The 26,588-nt window shown below is 63.5% G+C and carries 29 protein-coding genes; 26 read left to right on the top strand and 3 right to left on the bottom strand.

All coding sequences use genetic code 11. The features are described from left to right. The first annotated feature begins 313 nt into the window (after nucleotides 1-313). From mdh to C9427_RS34445, 14 genes are all read left to right on the top strand, one after another. Complete coding sequence (gene mdh, locus C9427_RS24005; RefSeq protein ID WP_097575642.1) at nucleotides 314-1,282, top strand: malate dehydrogenase; 969 nt, start codon at nucleotides 314-316, stop codon at nucleotides 1,280-1,282. Between the two features lie 35 nt (nucleotides 1,283-1,317). Continuing rightward, on the top strand, nucleotides 1,318-2,511 hold the full coding sequence (sucC, locus tag C9427_RS24000; RefSeq protein ID WP_107651551.1) for an ADP-forming succinate--CoA ligase subunit beta: 1,194 nt from the start codon (nucleotides 1,318-1,320) through the stop codon (nucleotides 2,509-2,511). 4 nt (nucleotides 2,512-2,515) lie between these two features. Next, complete coding sequence (locus C9427_RS23995; protein WP_107651550.1) at nucleotides 2,516-2,887, top strand: cupin domain-containing protein; 372 nt, start codon at nucleotides 2,516-2,518, stop codon at nucleotides 2,885-2,887. 3 nt (nucleotides 2,888-2,890) lie between these two features. After that, a complete protein-coding gene (locus C9427_RS23990; RefSeq protein WP_107651549.1) occupies nucleotides 2,891-3,388 on the top strand; it encodes a DUF1579 family protein in 498 nt (165 codons plus the stop codon). An 83-nt stretch (nucleotides 3,389-3,471) separates the two neighbouring features. Further along, entirely contained in the window at nucleotides 3,472-3,768 is a 297-nt protein-coding gene (locus C9427_RS34175) for a hypothetical protein (RefSeq protein ID WP_167434462.1), read from the top strand. Then, complete coding sequence (locus C9427_RS23985) at nucleotides 3,695-4,111, top strand: PIN domain-containing protein (RefSeq protein WP_167434461.1); 417 nt, start codon at nucleotides 3,695-3,697, stop codon at nucleotides 4,109-4,111. Before C9427_RS34175 ends, C9427_RS23985 begins: the two co-directional genes overlap by 74 nt. 27 nt (nucleotides 4,112-4,138) lie before the next feature. Beyond that, complete coding sequence (gene sucD / locus C9427_RS23980) at nucleotides 4,139-5,041, top strand: succinate--CoA ligase subunit alpha (protein WP_097575636.1); 903 nt, start codon at nucleotides 4,139-4,141, stop codon at nucleotides 5,039-5,041. A 148-nt stretch (nucleotides 5,042-5,189) separates the two neighbouring features. Further along, entirely contained in the window at nucleotides 5,190-8,177 is a 2,988-nt protein-coding gene (locus C9427_RS23975) for a 2-oxoglutarate dehydrogenase E1 component (RefSeq protein ID WP_107651547.1), read from the top strand. Between the two features lie 50 nt (nucleotides 8,178-8,227). Beyond that, a complete protein-coding gene (gene odhB / locus C9427_RS23970) occupies nucleotides 8,228-9,523 on the top strand; it encodes a 2-oxoglutarate dehydrogenase complex dihydrolipoyllysine-residue succinyltransferase (RefSeq protein ID WP_107651546.1) in 1,296 nt (431 codons plus the stop codon). Nucleotides 9,524-9,533: 10 nt separating this feature from the next. Then, nucleotides 9,534-10,115 (top strand): hypothetical protein, encoded by a 582-nt coding sequence (locus C9427_RS23965; RefSeq protein WP_107651545.1) that lies wholly within the window; start codon nucleotides 9,534-9,536, stop codon nucleotides 10,113-10,115. Nucleotides 10,116-10,124: 9 nt separating this feature from the next. Then, on the top strand, nucleotides 10,125-10,643 hold the full coding sequence (locus C9427_RS23960; RefSeq protein WP_245437158.1) for a hypothetical protein: 519 nt from the start codon (nucleotides 10,125-10,127) through the stop codon (nucleotides 10,641-10,643). Beyond that, nucleotides 10,640-11,395 (top strand): SDR family oxidoreductase, encoded by a 756-nt coding sequence (locus C9427_RS23955; RefSeq protein ID WP_107651544.1) that lies wholly within the window; start codon nucleotides 10,640-10,642, stop codon nucleotides 11,393-11,395. The genes C9427_RS23960 and C9427_RS23955 overlap by 4 nt, the downstream gene beginning before the upstream one ends. Nucleotides 11,396-11,434: 39 nt before the next feature. Next, nucleotides 11,435-12,841, top strand: a complete 1,407-nt coding sequence (gene lpdA / locus C9427_RS23950; RefSeq protein ID WP_107651543.1) for a dihydrolipoyl dehydrogenase — start codon at nucleotides 11,435-11,437, stop codon at nucleotides 12,839-12,841. A gap of 107 nt (nucleotides 12,842-12,948) precedes the next feature. After that, the gene (locus C9427_RS34445; protein WP_208636408.1) at nucleotides 12,949-13,266 is read left to right on the top strand and encodes a hypothetical protein; all 318 of its coding nucleotides are present in this window, start codon (nucleotides 12,949-12,951) and stop codon (nucleotides 13,264-13,266) included. A gap of 443 nt (nucleotides 13,267-13,709) precedes the next feature. Here the strand turns inward: C9427_RS34445 and C9427_RS23940 are convergent, their stop codons facing one another. Together C9427_RS23940 and C9427_RS23935 are read right to left on the bottom strand one after the other, a co-directional pair. Next, complete coding sequence (locus C9427_RS23940; RefSeq protein WP_107651542.1) at nucleotides 13,710-13,925, bottom strand: hypothetical protein; 216 nt, start codon at nucleotides 13,923-13,925, stop codon at nucleotides 13,710-13,712. 92 nt (nucleotides 13,926-14,017) lie between these two features. Beyond that, on the bottom strand, nucleotides 14,018-14,956 hold the full coding sequence (locus C9427_RS23935) for a tyrosine recombinase XerC (protein WP_107651565.1): 939 nt from the start codon (nucleotides 14,954-14,956) through the stop codon (nucleotides 14,018-14,020). A gap of 419 nt (nucleotides 14,957-15,375) precedes the next feature. Between C9427_RS23935 and rimM the strand changes: the two genes are divergently transcribed. Further along, a complete protein-coding gene (rimM, locus tag C9427_RS23930) occupies nucleotides 15,376-15,975 on the top strand; it encodes a ribosome maturation factor RimM (protein WP_107651541.1) in 600 nt (199 codons plus the stop codon). After that, entirely contained in the window at nucleotides 15,972-16,676 is a 705-nt protein-coding gene (gene trmD, locus C9427_RS23925) for a tRNA (guanosine(37)-N1)-methyltransferase TrmD (RefSeq protein ID WP_107651540.1), read from the top strand. The genes rimM and trmD overlap by 4 nt, the downstream gene beginning before the upstream one ends. Here the strand turns inward: trmD and C9427_RS23920 are convergent. After that, entirely contained in the window at nucleotides 16,658-17,410 is a 753-nt protein-coding gene (locus tag C9427_RS23920) for a sulfite exporter TauE/SafE family protein (RefSeq protein WP_107651539.1), read from the bottom strand. The two genes, trmD and C9427_RS23920, sit on opposite strands and share 19 nt — an antisense overlap. Nucleotides 17,411-17,737: 327 nt before the next feature. On the opposite strand from C9427_RS23920, the gene rplS reads away from it, so the two are divergent. The 10 genes from rplS (at nucleotide 17,738) to C9427_RS23865 (ending at nucleotide 26,578) form a co-directional block, all read left to right on the top strand. Further along, nucleotides 17,738-18,298 (top strand): 50S ribosomal protein L19, encoded by a 561-nt coding sequence (gene rplS, locus C9427_RS23915; RefSeq protein WP_107651538.1) that lies wholly within the window; start codon nucleotides 17,738-17,740, stop codon nucleotides 18,296-18,298. A 146-nt stretch (nucleotides 18,299-18,444) separates the two neighbouring features. Then, nucleotides 18,445-18,879, top strand: a complete 435-nt coding sequence (locus C9427_RS23910; RefSeq protein WP_107651537.1) for an organic hydroperoxide resistance protein — start codon at nucleotides 18,445-18,447, stop codon at nucleotides 18,877-18,879. Next, on the top strand, nucleotides 18,876-19,376 hold the full coding sequence (locus tag C9427_RS23905; RefSeq protein WP_107651536.1) for a MarR family winged helix-turn-helix transcriptional regulator: 501 nt from the start codon (nucleotides 18,876-18,878) through the stop codon (nucleotides 19,374-19,376). The genes C9427_RS23910 and C9427_RS23905 overlap by 4 nt, the downstream gene beginning before the upstream one ends. Nucleotides 19,377-19,549: 173 nt before the next feature. After that, the gene (locus C9427_RS23900) at nucleotides 19,550-20,347 is read left to right on the top strand and encodes a transporter substrate-binding domain-containing protein (RefSeq protein WP_107651564.1); all 798 of its coding nucleotides are present in this window, start codon (nucleotides 19,550-19,552) and stop codon (nucleotides 20,345-20,347) included. Nucleotides 20,348-20,598: 251 nt separating this feature from the next. After that, on the top strand, nucleotides 20,599-21,411 hold the full coding sequence (locus C9427_RS23890; RefSeq protein WP_107651535.1) for an amino acid ABC transporter permease: 813 nt from the start codon (nucleotides 20,599-20,601) through the stop codon (nucleotides 21,409-21,411). 53 nt (nucleotides 21,412-21,464) lie between these two features. Further along, nucleotides 21,465-22,103 carry a class I SAM-dependent DNA methyltransferase gene (locus C9427_RS23885; RefSeq protein ID WP_107651534.1) on the top strand — a complete coding sequence of 213 codons (639 nt, stop codon included), beginning with the start codon at nucleotides 21,465-21,467 and terminating at the stop codon, nucleotides 22,101-22,103. A gap of 9 nt (nucleotides 22,104-22,112) precedes the next feature. Then, complete coding sequence (locus tag C9427_RS34170; RefSeq protein WP_167434453.1) at nucleotides 22,113-22,325, top strand: hypothetical protein; 213 nt, start codon at nucleotides 22,113-22,115, stop codon at nucleotides 22,323-22,325. Between the two features lie 65 nt (nucleotides 22,326-22,390). Then, nucleotides 22,391-23,800 (top strand): 3-isopropylmalate dehydratase large subunit, encoded by a 1,410-nt coding sequence (gene leuC / locus C9427_RS23875; protein ID WP_097575620.1) that lies wholly within the window; start codon nucleotides 22,391-22,393, stop codon nucleotides 23,798-23,800. Between the two features lie 209 nt (nucleotides 23,801-24,009). Continuing rightward, nucleotides 24,010-25,221 carry a GGDEF domain-containing protein gene (locus tag C9427_RS23870; RefSeq protein WP_107651533.1) on the top strand — a complete coding sequence of 404 codons (1,212 nt, stop codon included), beginning with the start codon at nucleotides 24,010-24,012 and terminating at the stop codon, nucleotides 25,219-25,221. Between the two features lie 169 nt (nucleotides 25,222-25,390). Next, a complete protein-coding gene (locus tag C9427_RS23865; protein WP_107651532.1) occupies nucleotides 25,391-26,578 on the top strand; it encodes a GGDEF domain-containing protein in 1,188 nt (395 codons plus the stop codon). Nucleotides 26,579-26,588 lie beyond the last annotated feature (10 nt).

The following is a 26,588-nucleotide window of genomic DNA, read 5'->3' as shown; positions in this document are numbered from 1 at the left end:
CCCCTCGAGGGGGGAGATTTGGCGGCGCGCATCACAAGGGCGTCATCGCCCGGAAACAGCCTTCAGATTTTCACGATCATTGTGTAAAGCTTCCCAAGTCGGCTTACAAACTTTGACGTTTACGTAATTCCCATTGTTTCTAACCGATTGAAATAATTCACTCGAAAATAATCGATTGAATATTTTCCGAGCCGGAGCTATTGGGTGCGGCTAATTCTCGCGGGTTCTCCGCTGCATACCGGCCTCTTCCTCACGCCGTCATCAAGTCGTTAAGATTTGGGCGCAGTCACAGACAAAGGGAAAACATCCTGACATGGCACGCAACAAGATAGCCCTCATCGGCTCGGGCATGATCGGCGGCACGCTCGCTCACATGATCGGCCTCAAGGATCTCGGCGACGTGGTGCTGTTCGATATCGCCGAGGGCATTCCGCAGGGCAAGGGCCTCGATATAGCACAGTCGTCGCCGGTCGACGGGTTCGACTCCAGGCTGACCGGCGTCAACGACTATGCCGGCATCGAGGGCGCAGACGTGTGCATCGTCACCGCCGGCGTGCCGCGCAAGCCCGGCATGAGCCGCGACGATCTCCTGGGCATCAATCTGAAGGTGATGGAACAGGTCGGCGCCGGTCTCAAGAAATACGCGCCGAAGGCCTTCGTCATCTGCATCACCAATCCGCTCGACGCCATGGTCTGGGCGCTGCAGAAATTCTCAGGCCTGCCGAAGACCCATGTGGTCGGCATGGCCGGCGTGCTCGACAGTTCGCGTTTCCGCTACTTCCTGGCCGAGGAATTCAAGGTCTCGGTCGAGGACGTCACCGCCTTTGTGCTCGGCGGCCATGGCGATTCCATGGTGCCGATGATCCGCTATTCGACCGTTGCCGGCATTCCGCTGCCCGATCTCGTCAAGATGGGCTGGACCTCGAAGGAAAAGCTCGACCAGATCGTGCAGCGCACACGTGACGGCGGCGCCGAGATCGTCGGCCTGCTCAAGACGGGCTCGGCCTATTACGCGCCGGCCGCCTCGGCGATCTCGATGGCCGAAGCCTATCTCAAGGACAAGAAGCGTGTGCTGCCGTGCGCGGCGCATCTCTCCGGCCAGTATGGCGTGAAAAACACCTATGTCGGCGTTCCCGTGGTGATCGGCGCCGGCGGTGTCGAGCGCATCATCGAAATCGAGCTCTCGAAGAGCGAGCAGAAGATGTTCGACAGTTCGGTAGCGGCGGTGCAGGGCCTGACCGAGGCCTGCGTCAACATCGCCCCACATCTTTCCACCAAGTGACATCTCGCCTCGAAGTAACCCGGAGATAGTAAGCCATGAACATCCATGAGTATCAGGGCAAGGCGCTGCTGAAGGGTTTTGGCGCACCGGTGGCCGAGGGCGTGCCGGTGTTCGAGGCGAGCGAGGCGGAAGCCGCCGCCAAGGCGCTGCCCGGCCCGCTCTATGTGGTGAAGAGCCAGATCCATGCCGGCGGCCGCGGCAAGGGCAAGTTCAAGGAGCTGCCCGCCGACGCCAAGGGCGGGGTGCGGCTGGCGAAGTCGGTGGCCGAAGTCGTCGCCAACGCCAAGGAGATGCTTGGGCATACGCTCGTCACCAAGCAGACCGGCCCGGCCGGCAAGCAGGTCAACCGCCTCTATATCGAGGACGGCGCCGACATCGAGCGCGAGCTTTATCTGTCGCTGCTGGTCGACCGTTCGGTCGGCCGCATCGCTTTCGTCGTCTCGACCGAGGGCGGCATGGACATCGAAGGCGTCGCCCATGACACGCCGGAAAAGATCATCACGCTGGCAATAGATCCCGAAAAAGGCGTCACCGCCGGCGACGTCAAAAAAATCAACGCAGCCTATCATCTGGATGGCGACGCGGCCAAGGACGGCGAGACGCTGTTTCCGCTGCTCTACAAGGCCTTCGTCGAGAAGGACATGAGCCTGCTCGAGGTCAATCCGCTGATCGTCATGAAGAACGGGCACCTGCGCGTGCTCGACGCGAAGGTGTCGTTCGACAACAACGCACTCTTCCGCCACCCCGACGTGCTGGAATTGCGCGACACCACCGAAGAGGACGAGAAGGAGATCGAGGCGTCGAAATACGACCTCGCCTATGTCGCGCTCGACGGCAATATCGGCTGCATGGTCAACGGCGCCGGCCTTGCCATGGCGACGATGGACATCATCAAGCTCTATGGCGCCGAGCCCGCTAACTTCCTCGATGTCGGCGGCGGCGCGTCGAAGGAGAAGGTGACGGCGGCGTTCAAGATCATCACCAGGGATCCGGCGGTCGAAGGCATATTGATCAACATCTTCGGCGGCATCATGAAGTGCGACGTCATCGCCGAAGGCGTGATCGCAGCGGTCAGGGAAGTCGGGCTGAAAGTGCCGCTGGTGGTGCGGCTCGAAGGCACCAATGCCGAGCTCGGCAAGAAGATCATCAACGACAGCGGGCTGAACGTTGTTTCGGCCGACGATCTCGACGACGCGGCCAAGAAGATCGTGGCGGCGGTGAAGGGCTGAGCCTGTGCCTCCGCGCAAGATAAACCTCGTCGAAGCGGCGGATCAGAAGATCAAGCGAGTCTTCGATCCGCATGTTGCCGGCGACGTGAATGACAGTCAGGCGAAGGTTGCCAAGTTCGGCGATGTCTTCGACTGGCATGCGCATGACAATGAGGACGAAGCCTTCCTCGTGCTGCGTGGCCGCATCGCCATCGATTTCCGCGACGGTCCGGTCGAGCTGGGCGAGGGCGATTTCATCGTCGTGCCACGCGGCGTCGAGCATCGGCCGCGCTCGCTCACCGCGGAGCCGGTGGTGCTGATGTTCGAGCCGGCGACGACGCTCAATACCGGCAACGCCAAGAGTGATCTCACCGTCGCCGACCTGAAGCGGCTCTGACCCATGAACGCTGCAACCTTCTCTTCGCTCTCGGCCGATCACCAGCGCCTGCAGGCGCTGGTCGGCGCGTGGCGGGGCGAGGAAGATGTGGCGGAAACACAGTGGGCCGATGGTGGCCCGGCGACGTCGGAAGTGACGGCAGAGGCACAGTTCGGCGGCCTGTTCGTGGTGCAGCGCTATCGCCAGCGCCGCGACGGCACGGTCTCGTTCGGTGCGCATAGCGTCTTCGGCTTCGACCAGCAAAACAGCGTCGTCACCATGCACCAGTTCGATTCGATGGGTTTTGTGCCGGCCTCGCCGGCAACCGGCGCGTGGGAAGGCAACACCCTGACGCTGCTGCGCTCATCGCCGCGAGGAGCCGCACGTGTCACCTACGACTTCGACGGCAGGGACAGCTATCGCATGCGGTTGCAATTCCAGCCCGTGGGCAGCGACGCTTGGCAAGAGATGGTGAGCGGGCTTTATCGGCGCGTTCCGCCTTCCGAGTCGGGGGAAGGCTGAGCGATGGAGATCGCGCACAGGACAGTTGATGGTTTACACATAATCACACATATTAAGACTGTGGATTTATGTGGAGACGAGCGATGAAGAATGTCACCCTAGCCATGGACGAGACCCTGCTTGAACAGGCGCGAGGCCTTGCCGAACGTCGCAAGACGACGCTTAACGCCCTCATTCGTTCCCTGCTTGCGCATGAAGTGGAGCAGGAAGACCGGATTGCCTGGGCGCGGGAAGGTATGCGCAAGCTCATGGCCGAAACTCCGCTCGACCTGGGCCCCGCATACAAATGGAGTCGGGACGAGATCTATGCTGAACGAGAAGATAGAATGCTTTCTCGACTCGAACGTCCTCCTGTACGCGGCTTCGGAGAGGACAAGTGATCCCCGCCGACACGATATCGCAGAAAGGCTTGTGCTCGAGACCGCTTTTGGCGTCTCTGGGCAGACGCTGGTTGAGTTCGCGAATGTCGCACGGCGAAAATCCGTCACTGCCGATGCCGTTGTCGACCAGTGGCTGGTGTTTCTCGGCACGTTCCCGTTTGTCCCGGTCGATCAGGACTATGTCATCGCCGGCTTGCGCGTCGCGCGACGCTATCAACTCAAATATTACGACGCAGCGCTCCTCGCTGCCGCTGAGCGCCTCGGCGCACCGATTTTCTACACCGAAGATCTCAACCACAACCAGGTTTATGGCTCGGTGCGGGCCGTCAATCCTTTCTTGTAATCGCTGAATTCAGAGGCGTAATCACCCATGTCCATTCTCGTCGACAAGAACACCAAGGTGCTCGTGCAGGGCCTGACCGGCAAGACCGGCACGTTCCACACGGAACAGGCGCTGGCCTATCACGGCACGAAAATGGTCGGCGGCATCCACCCCAAGAAGGGCGGCGAGACCTGGACCGGCGCCAAGGGCGAGAACCTGCCGATCTTCGCAACCGTCGCCGAAGGCAAGGCCAGGACCGGCGCCAACGCTTCGGTCGTGTATGTGCCGCCGGCGGGTGCGGCCGAGGCGATCCTGGAAGCGATCGAAGCCGAGATCCCGCTGATCGTGTGCATCACCGAAGGCATTCCGGTTATGGACATGGTCAAGGTCAAGGCAAGGCTCGACCGCTCCAAGTCGCGGCTGATCGGGCCCAACTGTCCGGGCGTGCTGACGCCCGACGAATGCAAGATCGGCATCATGCCGGGCAACATCTTCCGCAAGGGCTCGGTGGGCGTTGTTTCGCGCTCGGGAACGCTTACCTATGAAGCTGTGTTCCAGACCACCAATGTCGGCCTCGGCCAGACCACCGCCGTCGGCATCGGCGGCGATCCGGTCAAAGGCACGGAGTTCATCGACGTGCTGGAGATGTTCCTCGCCGACGACGAGACCAAGTCGATCATCATGATCGGTGAGATCGGCGGGTCGGCAGAGGAAGACGCCGCGCAGTTCCTCAAGGACGAGGCTAAACGTGGCCGAAGCAAGCCGATGGCCGGCTTCATCGCCGGCCGCACGGCGCCGGCCGGCCGAACCATGGGCCATGCGGGCGCGGTCATCTCCGGCGGCAAGGGCGGCGCCGAGGACAAGATCGCGGCGATGGAATCGGCCGGGATCAAGGTTTCGCCGTCGCCGGCAAGGCTTGGCACGACGTTGGTCGAGGCGATCAAAGGTTAAGGCAGTAAGGGAGTAGGGCAGTATGGCAGTAGGGGAATAGGAAGAACGGGACCGAGCGCGGCAACCGCCAGCTTTCCCTACTGCCTTGCTCCCCTACTGCCCTACTCCCCTCCAAAAAAAGGAGACGGAGCCAGGCTCCGCAGACAAAATGGCAAGACAAGATCAGGCCAACGACCAGTTTTCGCTTACCTCTTTCCTCTATGGCGGCAACGCCGACTATATCGAGGCGCTGCATGCGGCCTATGAGGACGATCCCGAATCGGTAAACCCCGAATGGCAGGATTTCTTCGCGGCGCTGAAGGACGATGCCGGCGATGTCCGCAAGAACGCCGAGGGCGCATCGTGGGCCAGGCCGTCCTGGCCGATGCAGGCCAATGGCGAGCTGGTGTCGGCGCTCGACGGCAATTGGGGCCTCGTCGAAAAGCATCTGGAGAAGAAGGTCAAGGAGAAGGCGGTCGTCAACGGCGCCGTGCTTTCCGATGCCGATGTGCACCAGGCGACGCGCGATTCGGTGCGCGCCATCATGATGATCCGCGCCTATCGCATGCGCGGCCATCTGCACGCCAATCTCGACCCGCTCGGCATCGCCAAGCCGCTCGAGGACTATAACGAGCTGTCGCCGGAGAATTACGGCTTCACCGCAGCCGACTACGACCGGCCGATCTTCCTCGACAATGTGCTCGGGCTCGAATTCGGCACCATCCGGCAGATGCTGGACATCCTGACCCGCACCTATTGCTCGACGCTCGGCGTCGAGTTCATGCATATTTCCGATCCCGAGGAGAAGGCCTGGATCCAGGCGCGCATCGAGGGCGCCGACAAGGAGATCACCTTCACCGCCACCGGCAAGAAGGCGATCCTGCAGAAGCTGGTCGAGGCCGAAGGGTTCGAACAGTTCGCCGACGTCAAGTTCAAGGGCACAAAGCGCTTCGGCCTCGATGGCAGCGAAGGGCTGATCCCGGCGCTGGAACAGATCATCAAGCGCGGCGGCCAGCTCGGCATGAAGGAGATCGTGCTCGGCATGGCGCATCGTGGCCGGCTGAACGTGCTCTCCCAGGTGATGGCCAAGCCGCACCGCGCCATCTTCCACGAATTCAAGGGCGGCTCGGCCGCCCCCGACGAGGTCGAGGGCTCGGGCGACGTGAAGTACCATCTCGGCGCTTCGTCGGACCGCGAGTTCGACGGCAACAAGGTGCATTTGTCGCTGACCGCCAATCCCTCGCATCTGGAAATCGTCGATCCGGTGGTGATGGGCAAGGCGCGGGCCAAGCAGGACTATCTGTTCGGCCGCAGCCGCGAGGAGATCGTGCCGCTGGAAGAGCGCGCCAAGGTGCTGCCGCTGCTGCTGCATGGCGACGCCGCCTTTGCCGGCCAGGGCGTGATCGCCGAAATCCTCGGCCTGTCGGGCCTGCGCGGCCACCGGGTCGCCGGCACCCTGCATTTCATCATCAACAACCAGATCGGCTTCACCACCAATCCGCGCTTCTCGCGCTCCTCGCCCTATCCGTCGGATGTGGCCAAGATGATCGAGGCGCCGATTTTCCACGTCAATGGCGACGACCCGGAAGCCACGGTCCACGCCGCCAAGGTGGCGATCGAGTTCCGCATGAAGTTCCACAAGCCTGTCGTGGTGGACATGTTCTGCTATCGCCGCTTCGGTCACAATGAGGGCGACGAGCCGGCCTTCACCCAGCCGATCATGTACGCCAACATCCGCAAGCATAAGACGACGGTGCAGATCTATGCCGACCGGCTGATCGCCGAAGGCCATATCACCCCGGCCGAGTTCGACAAGATGAAGGCCGACTGGCGGGCGCATCTAGAGTCCGAATGGGAGGTCGGCCAGCACTACAAGCCCAACAAGGCCGACTGGCTGGACGGCGCCTGGTCGGGGCTGCGCTCGGCCGACAACCAGGACGAACAGCGGCGCGGCAAGACCGCCGTGCCGGTCAAGACCTTGAAGGAGATCGGCAAGAAGCTGACCGAGGTGCCCAAGGATTTCGAGGCACACAAGACCATCATCCGCTTCCTCGAGAACCGCCGCCAGGCGATCGAGTCAGGCGAAGGCATCGACTGGTCGACGGCCGAGGCGCTGGCCTTCGGCGCCATTCTGCTCGACGGCAACCCGATCCGGCTGTCCGGGCAGGATTCGGAACGCGGCACCTTCTCGCAACGCCATTCCGTGCTCTACGACCAGCGCGACGAGACCCGCTACATCCCGCTCAACAATCTGTCGGCCGCGCAGGCCGGCTTCGAGGTCATCAACTCGATGCTGTCGGAAGAAGCCGTGCTTGGCTTCGAATATGGCTACAGCCTGGCCGAGCCGAAGGCGCTGACACTGTGGGAGGCGCAGTTCGGCGACTTCGCCAATGGCGCCCAGGTGGTGTTCGACCAGTTCATCTCCAGCGGCGAGCGCAAGTGGCTGAGAATGTCGGGCCTCGTCTGTCTGCTGCCGCATGGCTATGAAGGCCAGGGCCCCGAACATTCCTCGGCCAGGCTCGAGCGGTTCCTGCAGCTTTGCGCCGAAGACAACATGCAAGTGGCCAATTGCACGACGCCGGCCAACTATTTCCATATCCTGCGCCGGCAACTGAAGCGGGATTTCCGCAAGCCGCTGATCCTGATGACGCCGAAGTCGCTGCTGCGCCACAAGCGGGCGGTGTCGACGCTGCCGGAAATATCGGGCGAAAGCGCGTTCCACCGGCTGTTGTGGGACGATGCCCAGCTGCTGTCCGGCCAGGCGATCAAGCTCGTCAAGGATTCGAAGATCCGCCGTGTCGTGCTGTGCTCGGGCAAGGTCTATTACGACCTCTACGAGGAGCGCGAGAAACGCGGCATCAACGACATCTACCTGCTGCGCGTCGAACAGCTCTATCCGTTCCCGGCCAAGGCGCTGATCACCGAACTGTCGCGCTTCCGCAATGCCGAGATGGTGTGGTGCCAGGAGGAGCCCAAGAACATGGGCGCCTGGTCGTTCATCGATCCGTATCTCGAATGGGTGCTGGCGCATATCGACGCCAAGCATCAGCGGGTGCGCTATACCGGCCGGCCGGCCGCGGCGTCGCCGGCGACCGGACTGATGTCGAAGCATCTTGCCCAGCTTGCCGCCTTGCTCGAAGACGCGCTCGGTGAATAGAACAGAATTGGGCGAATAGAACCTCAAACGAGACAGAACGGACAGGCACAATGGCTACCGAAATCCGCGTTCCCACTCTCGGCGAATCCGTCACCGAGGCGACCATCGGCAAATGGTTCAAGAAGGTGGGCGACGCGATCGCCGCCGACGAGCCGCTGGTCGAGCTCGAAACCGACAAGGTGACGGTGGAAGTGCCGGCGTCCGGCGCAGGAACGCTGAGCGAGATCGCCGCCAAGGAAGGCGAAACGGTCGAGGTCGGTGCGCTGCTCGGCATGATTTCGGCGGGCAACGGCGCCAAGGCGGCAGCTCCCGAAGCCAAAGCCGCTCCGGAGAAGCAGCAGGCTGTGTCGCAGGCCTCGTCGCCGAATGCCGCGTCCACCGTCAAGCAGGCAGCGGCCGAGACCGCCAGGATCGCCGGTGACGCCGGCCCGATCGAGGCGCGCACCATGCCGCCGGCGCCGTCGGCCGCCAAGCTGTTGGCCGAGAACAATCTCGCGGTCGATCAGGTCCCGGGTTCCGGCAAGCGCGGCCAGGTGCTGAAAGGCGACGTGCTCGACGCGATCGCCAGGGGCGCGCCGTCGCAACCGGCCGAGATGCCAAAGGCGGCCCCTGTCGCTGCGCGCGCGCCGACCTCGGGTGACGATGCTGCCCGCGAGGAGCGCGTGCGCATGACCAAGCTGCGCCAGACCATCGCGCGGCGGCTCAAGGAAGCGCAATCGACCGCCGCCATGTTGACCACCTTCAACGAGGTCGACATGTCAGCGGTGATGGCGCTGCGGACCAAGTACAAGGATGTGTTCGAGAAGAAGCACGGGGTGAAGCTCGGCTTCATGGGCTTCTTCACCAAGGCCGTCACCCATGCGCTGAAGGAAATCCCCTCCGTCAACGCCGAGATCGACGGCACCGACATCATCTTCAAGAACTATGCCCATATCGGCGTTGCCGTCGGCACTGACAAAGGCCTCGTCGTGCCTGTCGTGCGCGACGCCGACCAGATGTCGATCGCCGAGATCGAGAAGGACATCGGCCGGCTGGGCCTCGCCGCTCGTGACGGCAAGCTCTCGGTTGCGGATATGCAGGGCGGTACGTTTACGATTTCCAACGGTGGCGTTTACGGGTCGCTGATGTCGACGCCGATCCTGAATGCGCCGCAGTCGGGCATTTTGGGCATGCACAAGATCCAGGACCGGCCGGTGGTGGTCGGCGGCCAGATCGTGATCCGGCCGATGATGTATCTGGCGCTCAGCTACGACCACCGCATCGTCGACGGCAAGGAAGCGGTGACCTTCCTCGTGCGCGTCAAGGAAAGCCTGGAGGATCCCGAGCGGCTGGTGCTCGATCTCTAGGGTTTGCTCGGTGACCGACCCCGTCGAACCAATTGATCTGTTCGAACTTCTGGCGACAGGCCGCGCGGGGCCGATAGAACTCGGCAAAAGCAACCGGGAAACGATTCGCGGCTTGATAGATCCCGATGATCTGCGAGCGGACGATCCTTATCGTCACGGAGATACTACGTCAGCGTGGTGTATCTACGGTGCGAATTGCGAATTCTTTTTCGGCCCCGATTTTCGCCTGAGGTCAATCATGGTCGAGCCTGTCTTTGGAAGATTACAGGTCGGCGGGATGATGACGACCTGGCAAGGCGATCTGGACATCGATCTGGGGCGACATCCCGCAATTTTTGCAGGCAGCAAACCGATAGCGATCCACAGCCTGCCCAAGGCATTGCAGTTACTGAATAAGCCCGAATTCAAGTGGACAATCGGTGGGGGCGATGAGCGTGACGTTTATATCGAGCTGGCGGAAGGCTCTCGCAGCCTGACCCTCAAATACGAGGTAAACGCCATACCGGTCGGCGCGCGCGCAAACGTTGCCTTCGAGATAGACTATTTTTTGGCCACGATCTTCATGGTCGATCGGAACGTTCAAGGCGGATAGAACCGACAGATGACGATCCGTTCCTTCCACCAGTATGCGATTGTGTCGGCCGCATCGCTCGCGGCCGGGCCAGTCATGTTCGCATCGGCGGCTTTCGCCGCCTGCCCGCTGGAACTTGCCGTCTATGGCGATGCCGAAAGCGAAGCCGGCATCGATTTCAGGCCGACCGGGGAATCGCCCGTCGTCACCAATACGTTCAAGATGGTACTCGACAATAGCGTCGTGCTCGACGGCATCGTCATGTGGACGGAAGGCGTGGCGCGGCCGCATGGCTCGCTGATGTACAAATGCCCGACCGGCGACGTGACCGGCGACGAGCTCGCCGCCTGCACGGTGTGGGAGGGCGTCATCTACGGTGCCGATGAGCAGGGCAAGATCGCCTTGCTGCCGGCTGAAGGCGTCAACGCGCCGAAGACGCTGATCTTTCCCGACCTCGGGCCGTCGCTGCAAATGTCGGCGGCCTATGGTGAGAACGGGTTTTCGAAAGTGCCGTGGGATGTGTTTGAGCTGAAGGGTTGCCAGGAATGAGCGCTGCGCAAAAGGTGCTACTGGTCACCGGCGGCAGCCGCGGCATTGGCGCCGCCATCTCCCGGCTGGCGGCTGCGGCCGGCTACCGTGTGGCGGTCAATTACGCGTCGAACGAGGCTGCCGCCAAGGCGCTGGTCGCTGAGATCAAGGCTGCTGGCGGCGAGGCGATCGCGGTCAAGGGCGATGTCGGCGTTGAAGCCGATGTCATTGCCATGTTCGACACGGTGGACGGCGCTTGGGGGCGGCTCGACGCCATTGTCAACAATGCCGGCATCGTCGACGTCAAGGCGCGTGTCGACGAGATGAGTGCGGCGCGGCTGGAGCGCATGATGCGCATCAATGTCGTCGGGCCGTTTCTCTGTGCGCGCGAAGCGGTCAGGCGCATGTCGACCCGCCATGGCGGCAAGGGTGGCGCGATCGTCAACATCTCGTCGGCCGCATCGGTACACGGCTCGGCGGGCGAATATGTCGACTATGCCGCGTCGAAGGGCGCGATCGACACGTTCACCGTCGGGCTGGCCCGCGAGGTGGCGACCGAGGGCGTGCGCGTCAATGCGGTGCGACCGGGCATCATCGACACCGAGATCCATGCGTCGGGCGGCCAGCCGGACCGGATCGCGCGGATGAAGGACATGCTGCCGATGAAAAGGGCGGGCACGGCGGATGAAGTGGCGCATGCGGTTCTCTATCTATTGTCGGACGAAGCGTCCTATACGACGGGCGCGATCCTGAATGTGAGCGGCGGCCGCTAGAGCGCTAGCGCGAATCCGAAAGGCGAGAAGGACACCATCATGGCTTATGACGTCGTTATCATCGGCTCCGGACCCGGCGGCTATGTCTGCGCCATCAAAGCGGCGCAGCTCGGCCTGAAGACGGCGGTGGTCGAGAAGGACGCGACCTTCGGCGGCACCTGCCTCAACATTGGCTGCATTCCGTCCAAGGCATTACTTTACGCCTCGGAGATGTTCGCCGAGGCCGGCCATTCCTTCGATACGCTGGGCGTCGAGATATCGGCGCCGAAGCTAAACCTGAAGAAGATGATGGCGCACAAGGACGCGACCGTGACGGCCAACGTCAACGGCGTCGCCTTCCTGTTCAAGAAGAACAAGATCGACAGCTTTCGCGGCACCGGCAAGGTGCTGTCCGCCGGCAAGGTCTCCGTGACCGGCGAGGACGGCAAGGTCGAAGAGATCGAGACCAAGAACATCGTCATCGCCACCGGCTCGGACGTCGCCGGCATTCCGGGCGTCAAGGTCGACATAGACGAGAAGGTGATCATGTCCTCGACCGGCGCCTTGGCGCTGGACAAGGTGCCTGGCCATCTGGTGGTGGTCGGTGGCGGCGTCATCGGGCTCGAGCTCGGCTCGGTGTGGGCGCGGCTCGGCGCCAAGGTAACCGTCGTCGAATTCCTCGACACCATTTTGGGCGGCATGGATGGCGAGGTCTCCAAGCAGTTCCAGCGCATGCTGGCCAAGCAAGGCTTCGAGTTCAAGCTGGGCGCCAAGGTCACCGGTGTGGCCAAGGCCAAGAAGGGCGCGACCGTCACTTTCGAGCCGGTCAAGGGCGGTGCTGCCGAGACGATAGAGACGGATGCGGTGCTGATCGCGACGGGACGCCGGGCCTATGCCGACAGCCTCGGGCTGAAGGAGGCGGGCGTCGACGTCGACGAGCGTGGCCGGGTCAAGACGGACGGCCATCTCCGGACCAACGTCCCCGGCATCTACGCCATCGGCGACGTCATCGCCGGGCCGATGCTTGCCCACAAGGCCGAGGACGAAGGCGTGGCGGTGGCCGAGACCATTGCCGGCCAGGCCGGCCATGTGAATTACGACGTCATCCCGAGCGTCGTCTACACCAGCCCGGAAATCGCTTCCGTCGGCAAGACCGAGGAGGAGCTGAAGAAGGCCGGCGTCGACTACAAGATTGGCAAATTCCCATTCACCGCCAATGGCCGGGCGCGCGCCATGCTGCACACCGACGGTTTCGTCAAGATCCTGGCCGACAAGGCCAGCGATCGCGTGCTCGGTGTCCATATCGTCGGCTTCGGCGCCGGCGAGATGATCCACGAGGCGGCGGTGCTGATGGAGTTCGGCGGCTCGTCGGAAGATCTCGCCCGCACCTGCCATGCACACCCGACGATGTCGGAAGCGGTGAAGGAAGCGGCGCTGGCCACCTTCTTCAAGGCTATTCATATTTAAAGCCGACGGGTTGAACACCCCGATTTCGTCATCCCAGGGCGGAGCAGGAGCGAAGCGACGTCGCGGAGACCCTGGGATCCATGCCATGACATCGGAGCGTCGCTGCGATGCAGGTTTCTGCACCGCTCGAACTCTGTGACGGCAGTCGCGGCATGGATCCTCGGGTCAAGCCCGAGGATGACGAATGCGCGTGGGCGGCATCCCGCTCAAAACGAAACGGCCCGCTTTTCAGCGGGCCGTTCGTCGTTGAAATCAGGAGCCTGATCAGTTGGCCGGTGCGGCAGGAGCCGGTGCGGGCGCCGGGGCTGGCGCGGGTTCGGCCGGTGCAGGCGCCGGGGCCGGCGCGGGTTCGGCCGGTGCAGGCGCTGCGGGAGCCGGTTCGGCGGGCTTCATCGGTTCAGCTGGAGCAGGCGCCGGTGTGCTAGCGGCCGGTGGTTCGGCAGGCGCGGGCGCCTCGGCCTTTCTTCCAAAAACATAGTAGGCGACAATGGCCAGGATAAGAACGACAAGGGCAATCAGCCAGCCACTGCCGCCGCCGCCCGCTTTGGGCGTGGGGCTCGGGGTGGTGAACGGGTCGTTGGGATTCGCCATAAAAGTGTCCTCCGTGGATGAAAGGTATCAATCAACACACATCAACGCGCAATCGTTGAACGGGTTTCACATAGCGCCCGAAAACGCCGAAAGCAGGGCAATTTGCGCCTGAAAGCGTTTATCTGCAAGCATTTAACCGGCAAATCCCCCAGAGATCGTGCAAAAACGAGCCCTTTCGACCTTCCTTGAGCGTTACGGGTCGACCCCTGTGCGCTGGCGATTCGCGCAAGGCTTGCGGAAGGCATCGGTGATTCGGCCTGCAACCCAGCCGTGCAGGTCAGCCGGCGATGGTGATGACAGAGCCCGCCGGAGCGTGCGTCTGCGGGACAGACAGCGTGTTGGCGCCGGTCCGAACCGGGATTTCGGTCTGCATTCTGCCGGCGGCAAGCAGTGCGATGACGAGGAAGGACAGGAAAAACAGGACGTTGAGTGCGACAAGCAGCTTCAGCGACCCGAGAGCCGCGCGATCAGCGATGGCGATGGCATACTTCATGCCTCGTTTTTAGGCGCAAAAGGCAGCGAAACAGTTAACCGGCATTGCAAAATTGAATGCGTTTTCCACCGCGGGCGATGTCGCGGCCTCGCTTACGCCCGTGGATGGGATGCTTCGTAGATTTCGAGCAGCCTTGCGGTGTCGACGCCGGTGTAGACCTGAGTGGTCGACAGGCTGGCATGGCCAAGCAGTTCCTGGATGGTGCGCAGGTCGCCGCCACGGCCAAGCAGATGCGTGGCGAAGGAATGGCGCAAGGCATGCGGTGTCGCGGTGTCTGGCAGGTTGAGGGCCGAGCGCAGTTTCGCCATGTCCCGCTGGACGATGGCCGGGTTGAGCGGGCCGCCTCGGGCGCCGCGAAACAAAAGACCCTTGGGATCGATGTCGAAGGGGCAGAGCCGGCGGTATTCGGCGATGGCGCGCAACGCCACCGGCAGCACCGGCACCAGCCGCGTCTTGCCGCCCTTGCCGGTGATGCGCAGCACCGTGTCGCTGGGCAAGGCCAGCTCGGCACCCGACAGGCCGAGCGCTTCGGAAATGCGCAGGCCCGAACCATAGAGCAGCGTCAGCACGGCGGCGTTGCGGGCGGCGATCCAGGGTTCCTCGGCCAGTTGGCCTTCCACCGAAACGACATTGATGGCATCGCTTGCAGTCAGCGGCTTGGGCAGCGACTTCGGCTGCCGTGGCGCGCGCAATGCCGCCGCGCCGGCCGCATTGACGAGGCCGCGCCGCTCGAGAAAGCGCAGCAGCGAACGGATGCCGGCCAGGCCGCGCCCGAGCGTGCGGGCGCCGGCCCCAGCGTTGCGGCGAGCGGCGAGGAAGCCACGCAGGTCGGCCGGACGCAAATTGGCGATGTCGGAAATGCCTGGCGAACCGCCGCAATGGCCGGTCAGGAAGTGCAGGAACTGGCGCGTGTCGCGCTCATAGGCTTCAACCGTTTCTGGCGACAGCCGGCGCTCGCGCGCCAGCATCTTCAACCAGCTTTCGCGGGCCGCCTGGAGGTCCGGCTTCGCCGGGATGAGGAATTCCTGCATGGCTTTCTTCCAACTCCGGATCATTTTCCGGCAGCCGGGTTAGGAAGCGGTGAAGAGCCATCATTGAAACGACAATCGGCTGGGGTTAGGAGAGTCGTCGGATTGGTGGCAAGCTACAAACCTTGGTGATTGGCTGAAACGCAAGGTCCCTTCGTCATCCACGGGCGGAGCAGGAGCGAAGCTCCGTCGCGGAGACCCGAGGATCCATGCCGTGACCTGCGAGCGCTGCTGCGTTACAAGTCTGATAACTTTGCAGTGGAGACCATGCGGAATGTCCGCAAGTAGAGAGTTGGCAGGGACGAGACGCGTGATCCTTTCTGAACTGCCGTGCTTTTTGGTCGCCGTAACGGAATGGATCCTCGGGTCTGCGCAGCCGCTTCGCGCCTGCTCCGCCCGTGGATGACGAAGGTAAAGGTGCCATGAGCAAGCCGCAAAACCCCGTCCAGATGGCTGTGATCGGCGCCGCCCACGGCATCAAGGGCGAATTGCGCGTCAAGACCTTCACCGGCGAGCCGCTGGCGCTGGCCGATTACGGGCCGCTCTACGCCAGGGACGGGCGCGCCTTCCAGATCGTCGACATCAGGCCCGCCAACACCGTCGTCGTGGTGCGCTTCAAGGGCGTCAATGACCGCAATGCCGCCGAGGCGCTCGCCGGAACGGAACTGTTTGTCGACCGCTCGATGCTGCCCGACGATGGCGAGGAGGACGAGTTCTACCACGCCGACCTTGTCGGGCTCGAGGTCAGGGACGATACCGGTGCTGACATCGGGAAGGTCGTGGCCGTGCATAATTTCGGCGGCGGCGACATTCTCGACGTGACGCTTGGCGAGCGCAAAGGCGTGCTGATCCCGTTCACGCAGGCCGCCGTGCCCGATGTGTCGATCACCGAGGGATTTATCCGCGTCGATCCGGCAGCCGCCGGCCTCTTGGACGATGAGGATGGCGAGGCTCCCGGCCCTGAGGGTTTCGACCCGAAGGGCAGGCCGCGCGGGCCGAGGGACGCCGGGGGCAACCGGTGAGCTTTGCCGCCTCGGTGCTGACGCTCTATCCCGAGATGTTTCCCGGCGCGCTCGGCGTGTCGCTGGCCGGGCGGGCGCTGGAGACCGGCACCTGGTCGCTCGAGACAGTTCAGATCCGCGATTTCGCCAGCGACCGCCACCGCACCGTCGACGATACGCCGGCCGGTGGTGGCGCCGGCATGGTGATGCGCGCCGACGTTTTGGCCAAGGCGATCGACCATGCCTCGCCGCCGGGCGATCCGCGGCCACGGCTGCTGATGAGCCCGCGTGGAAAACCGCTGACGCAGGCCCGCGTGCGCGAACTGGCCGCCGGGCCGGGCGCCGTCATCGTCTGCGGCCGCTTCGAAGGCGTCGACCAGCGGGTGATCGAGGCGCGTGGACTGGAAGAGGTCTCGGTCGGTGACTTCATCCTCTCCGGCGGTGAGCCGGCAGCCCTTGTGCTGCTCGACGCCGTGGTGCGGCTTTTGCCCGGCGTCATGGGCAACGCGGTATCCGGCGAGGAAGAGAGTTTCGAGAACGGCCTGCTAGAACATCCGCACTACACGCGGCCGCAGGAGTTCGAGGGCCGGCAAATCCCGGAGGTTCTCACTTCGGGCAATCACAAGAAGATCGCGGCGTGGCGGCGCGCCGAGGCTGAGAAGCTGACGCAGGAGCGGCGCCCGGACCTGCCGGGCGCTTTGCCTCAGCCCTTGGTGAAATAATAGAAGGCGAGAAAGAGGCCGACCCCAACGACGAAGCCGCGCACGGCAATTTGCGGCACGCGCTTGGCGATCCAGACGCCGGCATAGCCGCCCAGCGCTCCGCCCGGGATCATGACGATCGCCTGCGGCCAGGCGACGACGCCGCCCGAGACGAAGACCAGGATGGCGATCGCCGCGATGACCACGGCCAGCATGTTCTTCAGCGCGTTCAGCCGGTGATAGTCGCCGGGCTGGGTGAGGCCGAGCGTCGCCAGCATCATGACGCCCATGCCGGCGCCGAAGAAGCCGCCATAGACGGCGGTCGCAAATTGAGCGAGCGAGCCGACGAGTGAACCCACCGACGCTTCATGCCCGGGCTTCGGGGCCGGCTTCAGCCACGGCCCGGCGCCGAAAAGCGCGGTCGCCGCCAGCAGCAGCCAGGGCACCAGGGCGCGAAACGACGGATTGTCGAGCGCCAGAAGGATGAGCGCGCCGGCCAGTGCGCCGAAAGCCGAGATCACACTGAGCAGCAACGCGCCGCGCCAGAAATGCTTGATGTCGGCCCAGTATGCGAGCGTCGAGGTGATATAGCCGGGAAATTGTGTCACCGACGAGGTGGCGTTGGCGACGATCGGCGGCAAGCCGACCAGCGTCATGGCGCCAAAGGTGATGAACGTGCCGCCGCCGGCGACCGCATTGACGGCGCCTGAAGTAAAACCCGCGAGAAAAAGCAGGACCGCGTCGAAAACAGACATTGGGATGCCGCCGGAAAAAACTGTGCTTTGCCCGGCTTAGGAAGGTTGAAGGGTGGGCGCAACCCGCAGTGGACGATTGCGATGATGCCATGTGACCAAAAAAGACACGGCCAAGACGTGACAAAGCGCCGAAATAGCTGTATGTGCCCGCCCGTACCGGCAAGAACAAACTGCCGGACCCGTCAACAATGACGGTGTAGTCGCCCCTGCCCGATGTCTCCCGATACAATGTCTTGGGACAAAGGGCATAGCCGAGCGGTCAATGGAACTGCAAGGCGAGTGTCGGACGCTCTGACTGTCGGAAGAACAAGAAGTGGATTATTTGAGATGGATATCCTCCGTCAGCTCGAGGCCGAACAGGCCGCCAAGATCGAAGCCAAGCGCAAGCTTCCCGAATTCCAGCCCGGCGACACCGTGCGCGTCCAGGTCCGCGTGACCGAAGGCACCCGCACCCGCGTGCAGGCCTATGAAGGCGTCGTCATCGCCCGTTCCGGCGCCGGCTTCCAGGAAAATTTCACCGTCCGCAAGATCTCCTACGGCGAAGGCGTGGAACGCGTGTTCCCGGTCTACTCGCCGATGCTGGAGGGCGTCGAGATCGTGCGCCGCGGCAAGGTGCGCCGCGCCAAGCTCTATTATCTGCGCGACCGTCGCGGCAAGTCGGCCCGCATTTCGGAAAACACCGGCGTGCGCGCCCGCAAGCTGAACGACGAGGAGCGCGATGCGCTGAACGCCGAGAAGGCGCGCATCGAGGCCGAGAAGGTGGCCGCCGCACAGGCGCTGGCCGCCGAGAAGGCAGCGCAGGACGCCGCCGAGAAGAAGGCCGCCGAAGAAGCTGCTAAGGCAGCCGACGAGGCAGCCAAGGCCGCGGAAGCGACCCCGGCCGAATAATTTTTCGCCACGCATGGTTTCGGAAAGGCGGCTTCGGCCGCCTTTTTTCGTTTCAGCCCCTTCTGTCGGAAAATTCTCCACGGCTCGGTTGACGCCAATTATATTGTGCACTAAATAATCGTGTACAATCTAAATGGAGACACGAAATGCCTGCACTCTATTCCACGCAAGCCCGCGCCGTCGGCGGCCGCGCCGGCCATGTCCAGACCAGCGATGGTCTGCTCAGCGTCGATCTCGCGCTGCCGAAGGAGCTTGGCGGCAAGGGCGGCGCCACCAATCCCGAGCAGCTGTTTGCCGCCGGCTATGCCGCGTGCTTTGAAAGCGCCATGCGCTTCATCGCCGGCAAGCAGAAACTGCCGCTGAGCGATGCCGCGGTGACGGCCAATGTCAGCCTGCACGACAACGGCCAGGGCGGCTTCGCGCTCGGCGTGGCCCTGGCGGCGGAGACGAAAGGTCTTGATCAGGCCGCCGCGGAAGCGCTTGTATCGGCGGCGCATCAGATCTGCCCCTATTCCAACGCCATCAGGGGCAATGTCGAGGTGGCGCTTTCGGCAGTGGCGCTTCCGCCAAAGGCAGCATGACGATAAAGACCGCAACCGGACCCAGGCAAGCCCCGGCGCTATCAGCCGGGGTGGCAAGGCTCGACCAGCAGCTCTGCTTCGCGCTCTACTCGGCGAGCGGGCAGATGACGAGGCTGTACAGGCCGCTGCTCGAACCGCTCGGCCTGACCTATCCGCAGTACATCGCCATGCTGGTGATCTGGGAAAAGGCGCCACGCACGGTGGGTGAGCTCGGCGAGGCGCTCGGCCTCGATTCGGCGACGCTGACGCCGCTGCTCAAGCGGCTTGAGGCGGGCGGCCTGGTCACACGCCGACGCGATGCCGCCGACGAACGCCGGGTGCTGATCGAGCCGACGGCGAAGGGCCAGGCATTGCGCGAGCAGGCGAAAAGCGTGCCCGCTGCCCTGGCTTGTCAGTTGCCGCTCGAGGCTGGCGAGTTGAAATCCCTGCACGCCACCTTGACCCGGTTTGTCGGCGAACTGCGCAAGGCGGCCGCAACATCGCTGGACGGCGATTGATCGCCGATCACTGCACGAATCGTTCCGGAATTTCGCAGTCGGGAAGCAACGGAATCCGTTTTCCCGGCACGCCGCGCATCGGGCCAGCTTGCAAGGCGCTTGCGGAAAGCTAAAGTCGGCGCTTCCTGCAAGCCCCGGCTATGCCGGGGCGGTTCATCCCCTGGGAGCGCGTCATGACCAAATCGAAACTGCTGCTGGCCGGCCTGCTGGCCCTCATTCTGGCGCCTGTCGCCGCCTTCGCGCAGACGCTGCCCGACCTCGGCGGCAGACAAGTGGTGGTGGTGACGGAAAACGCCTATCCGCCGCTGCAATTCATCGACGCCAAGACCGGCAAGCAGATCGGCTGGGAATATGACGCGATGGACGAGATCGCCAAGCGGCTGAATTTCAAGGTCGAATACCAGAACACCTCCTGGGATGCGATGATCCAGGCGGTTTCCGACAACCAGTACAACATCGGCATGACCGGCATCACCATCAAGGACGACCGCAAGCAGAAGGTCGACTTCTCCGACCCCTATATGCGCTCGGAACAGTTCATGCTGGTGCGCGGCGACGAGAAGCGCTTCACCGACGCCAAGACGTTCGGCGCCTTCAAGGAGGGGCTGATCGGCGCGCAGGCCGGCACGACACCCTTCTACACCGCCGTCTACAGCGTGCTCGATGGCAATGAGCAGAACCCGCGCATCAAACTGTTCGAGACGTTCGGCGCGACGGTGCAGGCGCTGAAGTCGGGCGACGTCGATGTGGTGCTGACCGACGGCACCGCTGGCAAAGGCTATGTCGACGCCTCCAATGGTGGACTGAAGCTGATCGGTGGGCCGCTCGGCACCGAGGATTTCGGCTTCATCTTCCCCAAGGGCTCCGATCTGGTGAAGCCGGTCAACGCCGCGATCGCGGCAGTCAAGGCCGATGGCACGCTCGAGGCGCTCAACAAGAAATGGTTCCTTGATTACAAGATGGGGCAGTAGTTCGTCTTGGTGCAGGTGTGGGGTGATGCACAGAAACTCGCGCTGACTCTGCGCTTGAACACCCCCCTCTGTCCTGCCGGACATCTCCCCCTCAAGGGGGGAGATCGGATGTCGCCTTGGCTTTCGCCAATTTTCAGCGCCGAAAAATGGGCGGCGAGGCCGAAGCTGCCAATCTCCCCCCTTGAGGGGGAGATGTCCGGCAGGACAGAGGGGGGCCGCCTGGCGCGACGCAATTTCGTCGGCACGCCCTGATGCCTCCCGCATCTTCCACCTCCAAAACCGACTTCCCCTGGTGGCTTGCCGCGGCGATCGCACTCGCGCTGGCCGCAGCCGTCTTCATCGCCGCCAGCGATCTCTACGCCCAGGTCTTCGCCACCGTCGCCAAGGGCATCGGCATCACCGTCTTCGTCACCGTGGTCGCCTTTGCGCTGGCCTCGGCTATCGGGCTCGGCGTTGCGCTGATGGGGCTGTCCCATTCGCGGTGGTTGCGCCAGATCGCCCGCTTCTATGTCGAGATCATTCGAGGCGTGCCGATCCTGGTGCTGTTGTTCTGGATCGCCTTTGCCGGTGCGCCGGCCTTCGTCGCGGCCTGGAACGCGCTGACCGCGCCGTTGCAAAGCGCCGGCCTCCTCGGTGAACTACTGGTGCGCGACGTGTCGCTATTGTGGCGCGCTATCATGGCGCTGACCATCGGCTATTCCGCCTTCATCTCGGAAGTGTTCCGCGCCGGCATCCAGGCGGTCGAGAAGGGCCAGATCGAAGCGGCGAAGGCGCTTGGATTGACGCGCGCGCAACGCTTTCGTCTGATCGTGTTTCCGCAGGCGATCCGCACCATCCTGCCACCGCTCGGCAACGACTTCGTCGCCATGGTCAAGGATTCCTCGCTGGTCTCGGTGCTGGGTGTCGCCGACATCACCCAGATGGGCAAGATCTACGCCGCCGGCTCGTTCCGCTTCTTCGAGACCTATTCCATCGTCGCCTATATCTACCTCATACTGACCGTCGGCCTGTCACTGGCCTTGCGCGCGCTGGAGAAACGGCTACGCCGCCAGCATGAGGAATAGAAGGCAAGCGAAGACGGCACTACATCAGGGGAAAGCCAATGCCGGAGAATCCCATGATCGTCGACAAGGCCAATGCCGCGCTGGATTCGGTCTACACCGCCGAGACGCCGGAAGCCTTGGCTGGCGCCTATGCCGCATGGGCCGCGACTTATGACAGCGAGACCGCCGCGCTCGGCTATCTCCTGCCGTTCCTGATCGCCGCCTGGGTGACGCGCCATGTGCCGGCGGGCGAAGGGCCGCTGCTCGACGCCGGCTGCGGCACGGGCCTGTCGGGGCCATCGCTCAAGGCGCTCGGCTATGACGACATTGCCGGGCTCGATCTCTCCGACGACATGCTCAAGATCGCCGGCAGCCGGCAGGCCTACAGCGAGCTGAAACAGGCGATGCTCGGCGGGCCGCTGCCCTGGCCGGACGGCCATTTCCGCGCCTTCTTCTCGACCGGCGTGTTCACCATCAGCCACGCGCCGGCTTCCGGCCTGCATGAACTGGTGCGCATCACGAAAAAGGGCGGCCACGCCATCTTCACCGTGCGCGACCAGGTTTTTGCGAGCGGCGGGTTTCAGGCTGTGTTCGGCGAACTGGAGCGGGCGAAGAAATGGCGGCCGGTCGAGGAAAGTCCCTGGTTCCGCTGCTATGCGATCGCCGAACCCGAAGCGTTGGTCAAGACGTTCGTGTTTGAAGTGGTTGAGTAAGCCTGGCGATTGTTCCTCTCCCCCGCTTTGCGGGGCGAGGAACCCAGGTTCTGCGAAGGCGGCCGCCAATTGCCGAAAACCCAAAACATTGATATGAGCAGCGCCATGGAAGAGCTTTTTGGCGATCCGGCCTACAAGGGTTTCGTGCTGCAGGACAGAAAACGCCTGCCGTCGCGTTTCTCCGCGCGCGTTTCTGGCGCTCTGACCAGCCGACTTCGCTGAACCGTTTTTCGCCGGGCCGACCCGGTGCCTCCCCTTCCCATTTTCATATCGACGGATTTACGCAAATGAGCGCACCGCGCACCCTCTACGACAAGATATTCGACGACCATGTCGTCGACCGCCAGGACGACGGCACCTGCCTGCTCTATATCGACCGCCATCTCGTCCATGAAGTGACCAGCCCGCAAGCCTTTGAAGGCCTGCGCATGAGCGGCCGGAAAGTCCGGCATCCGGAAAAGACGCTGGCCGTCGTCGACCACAATGTGTCGACCTCGCCGGAGCGCAAGTTCGGCATCAAGAACGAGGAAAGCCGCATCCAGGTCGAGGCGCTGGCCAGGAACGCCAAGGATTTCGGTGTCGAGTATTATTCGGAGAACGATATCCGCCAGGGCATCGTCCACATCATCGGGCCGGAGCAGGGCTTCACGCTGCCGGGCATGACCATCGTCTGCGGCGACAGCCACACCTCGACGCATGGCGCTTTCGGCGCGCTGGCGCATGGTATCGGCACTTCGGAAGTCGAGCATGTGCTGGCCACGCAGACGCTGATCCAGCGCAAGGCCAAGAACATGCTGGTGCGCGTCGACGGCGTACTGCCAGAAGGCGTTACCGCCAAGGACATCATCCTGGCGATCATCGGCGAGATCGGCACCGCCGGCGGCACCGGCTATGTCATCGAATATGCCGGCGAGGCGATCCGTTCGCTGTCGATGGAAGGCCGCATGACGATCTGCAACATGTCGATCGAGGGCGGCGCGCGCGCCGGCCTGATCGCAGCGGACGAGACGACCTTCGCCTATGTCAAGGACAAGCCGCGCGCGCCCAAGGGCGAGGCGTGGGATGCAGCACTTGCCTACTGGAAGACACTGCAGTCCGACGAGGGCGCGCATTTCGACAAGGTCATCGTGCTCGACGCGGCCAAGTTGCCGCCGATCGTCTCCTGGGGCTCCTCGCCCGAGGATGTCGTGTCGGTGCAAGGCATCGTGCCGAACCCGGACGATATCACTGATGAGAACAAGCGCACCTCCAAGCAGCGCGCGCTCGACTATATGGGGCTGACGCCGGGAACCAAGATCACCGACATCTCGCTCGACCGCGTCTTCATCGGCTCCTGCACCAACGGCCGCATCGAGGATCTGCGCGCCGTCGCCAAGGTGGTCGAAGGCAAAAAAGTCAGCCCGCATGTCGATGCCATGATCGTGCCGGGCTCCGGACTGGTCAAGGAACAGGCGGAGGCCGAGGGTCTCGACAAGATCTTTGTCGCCGCCGGGTTCGACTGGCGCGAGCCGGGCTGCTCGATGTGCCTTGCCATGAACGACGACCGGCTGAAGCCGCATGAGCGCTGCGCCTCGACCTCGAACCGCAATTTCGAGGGCCGGCAAGGTTTCAAGGGCCGCACCCATCTGGTGTCGCCGGCGATGGCGGCGGCGGCGGCGATCGCCGGCCACTTCGTCGACATTCGGGAGTGGAAATAGACCGGGCCGCGGCAGTCCGGATTCTCGTATACCGAACCCCGGGCCGCGATGCGGTTCGGGGTTTTGTTTGGGCCGATCCCTTCCAAGGCTTCTTCGCGACGGCCTGACGATTTTCGGCTACGACTTTCCGGCATATTCGAATTTGCTTAACCGCTTGTTTGGTCTTCCGCCTTAAGGTCTTCCCGTAAGCGAGGGGAAGTCATAGTCCTTTGGACACCGGTCTGCTGATAGCGTTGCTCAACCCGACGATCGCGCTGGCGCTCGGCGCGTCGTTCCTCGTTCTATGGCTTTATCAACGCCATCGCCCCTATCTGGTCGCACTTGCCGCGGCCTACTCGCTCTCGGCGGCCGGCTTCCTGTTTCAGGCCTTCACACTGCCCATCGGCCTGATGCCATCCAAGTTGCTCTCCATTACATGCTTCAGCCTTGCCTCCTGCTGTTTGTGCAGCGCGGTGGTGGCGCGCTATGGGCGGCGCGTGCCCTATGTGGGGATCGGCGTCCTGTCGGGCGGCGGGCTAGCCGCTCTCTGCTGGTTCATGTTCGCCCAGCCCGATCTCACCTGGCGGATCCTGGTGATCAATTTCGCCTTCGGCGGCCTCAGCCTGCTCGTTGCCGCCGAATTGCGCGTGGTGCGCAACGAGGGTCCGACGGAAATGATCCTGTTCGTGCTGTCGCTGCTTTCCGGGCTCAACTTCTTCGTGCGCACCTTGATCGTCATCATCGCGCATGGACGGTTCGACAACTATGCCGACCTCTACACCTCGTCCTACTGGACGACTGCGCTTCTGTCGCATGCGCTGCTGTCGCTGCTGATTGCGCTTTGCCTGATCTGCGCGGCCGGGCTCGACGTGATGAAGGCGCTGAAGACCGAGACCCACACCGATTCGCTGTCGGGCCTGCTCAACCGCCGCGGCTTCGAGGAGCGCGCGACGCTGGTCCTTCAGCACTGCATCACGGCCAGATTGCCGGTTGCGCTGGTGCTCGCCGACCTCGATCATTTCAAGGCGCTCAACGACCTGCATGGGCATGCGGCGGGCGATCGCGTGATCGCCGACTTCGCCGCCAAGTTTCGGTCGGCCGCCGGCGCGCGCGGCGTTGCCGGCCGTATCGGCGGCGAGGAGTTCGCGGTGCTGCTGCCGCTGAGCGACCTTGCCGCGGCAAGACTGTTCGCCGAAGCCGTGCGCACGCTGCACTCGGCGGGCAGCGTTGACGGCCTGCCTCCGGGCACCAGGGTGACCGCGAGCTTCGGCGTCGCGGCCCGCACCAGCCACGAAGGGCTGGAGTTGTTGATGCACCGTGCCGACGAGGCGCTCTACGAGGCCAAAAGAAGTGGCCGCGACAGCGTGCGCCTGTTCCAGGAGCGACCAGAAATGGTCGTCGTTCCGGCGGCGGCGCTCAAGGCCGGCCTATCCTCGGCCTAGAGCCGGATGGTTTCAGGAAATCTGAATCCGGCTCTAAATCAAAGAGATGGAGCATGATGTCGTCCGAAAGCCGCTTCACACTTTTCGGCATCATGCTCTAGCAGGCTGCCGTTAACGTCTTTTTCGGCCATCGGTGATTTGCTGTCGCGCTGGGGGCGTGGAAAACCATATGGGCGGCGCGAACTTCATCCTTGCAATCAACCTGTTCGTCGCAGGCTTGCTGGCAGCGGCTTTCATGGCGATCACGCTCTACGATGTGGGGCGGGCGTCGGCGCGCTGGCTGGCCTTCGGCTATCTGCTCGGGATGGCCTACTATGCCATCGAATTCGCCATTCCGGTCTTCGACAATGCGCGGCCCGCGGTCGTCGCGGGCTTCTCGGTTTTCCTGGGCGCCACCATCGCCTTCAATGGAGGGCTTGCCCATAAATACCAGGTGGCGCCGCCCTGGACGCCGATGCTGGTCTTCTTGGCTGCGGCCTCCATCGCCGTCTATGCGGTGCAGGATCTGCCGCGTCAGTCGCTGGTCCGCATGATGGCCTACCAGCTTCCCTATGCCGCCATGCAATTCGTCGGCCTCGGCATCGTCCGGTCGTCCAGGCAAAGACGTGACCGGCTCGACCATGTGCTGATGGCCGTTCTGGGCGCCAGCGCCCTGCAATTCGTCTCAAAGCCGTTCATTGCCGCCGCGCTGGGCGGCTGGGGCGCCAATCCGCAGGCCTATCTGCAGAGCAATTACGCCCTGGTGTCGCAGTCGCTCGGCACCATGTTCGCCCTGGCGATCGCGCTTCTCATCCTGGTCATCATGGTGCGTGACGTGCTGGTCGAGGTCAGGTCGCGATCGGAGATCGACACGCTGTCAAGGTTGCTCAACCGGGGCGGGTTCGAGCGCCATGCCGAGCGCGCCATGCGTGAGGCCGCGCGCAAGGGTATTACGGTCACGCTGGTCATCGCCGATCTCGATCATTTCAAGAATATCAACGACAATTTCGGCCATGCATCCGGCGACCGGGTCATCGAGGCCTTTGCCGGTTTGCTGCGCGAGGCGGCAGCCGACCATCACGTCACCGGCCGCCTCGGCGGCGAGGAATTCGCCATTATCCTGCCGGGAACCAACCTCGCCGCCGCCCGGCTCTTCGCCGAAGGCACGCGCAATGCGTTCGGCACGCTGCCGGTCGAAGGGCTGCCGAAGGATCATCGCTGCACGGCGAGCTTCGGTGTTGCCGAACTTCAGCCAGGCGAAGGCTTCGCCGGCCTGACGCAGCGCGCCGACGAAGCGCTCTATCAGGCCAAGCGCGGCGGGCGCGATCGCGTGCGCATCTCGCTCGGCCCGGTCCAGCCGGTCGCCAATACGGGGTAGGGGCGTAGAG

Origin of the sequence: Mesorhizobium helmanticense, from assembly GCF_003034915.1 — a bacterium.
Lineage (GTDB): Bacteria > Pseudomonadota > Alphaproteobacteria > Rhizobiales > Rhizobiaceae > Mesorhizobium > Mesorhizobium helmanticense.
The sequence above is the reverse complement of the archived record's forward strand: the minus strand, read 5'-3'. Positions and strand labels throughout refer to the sequence as shown.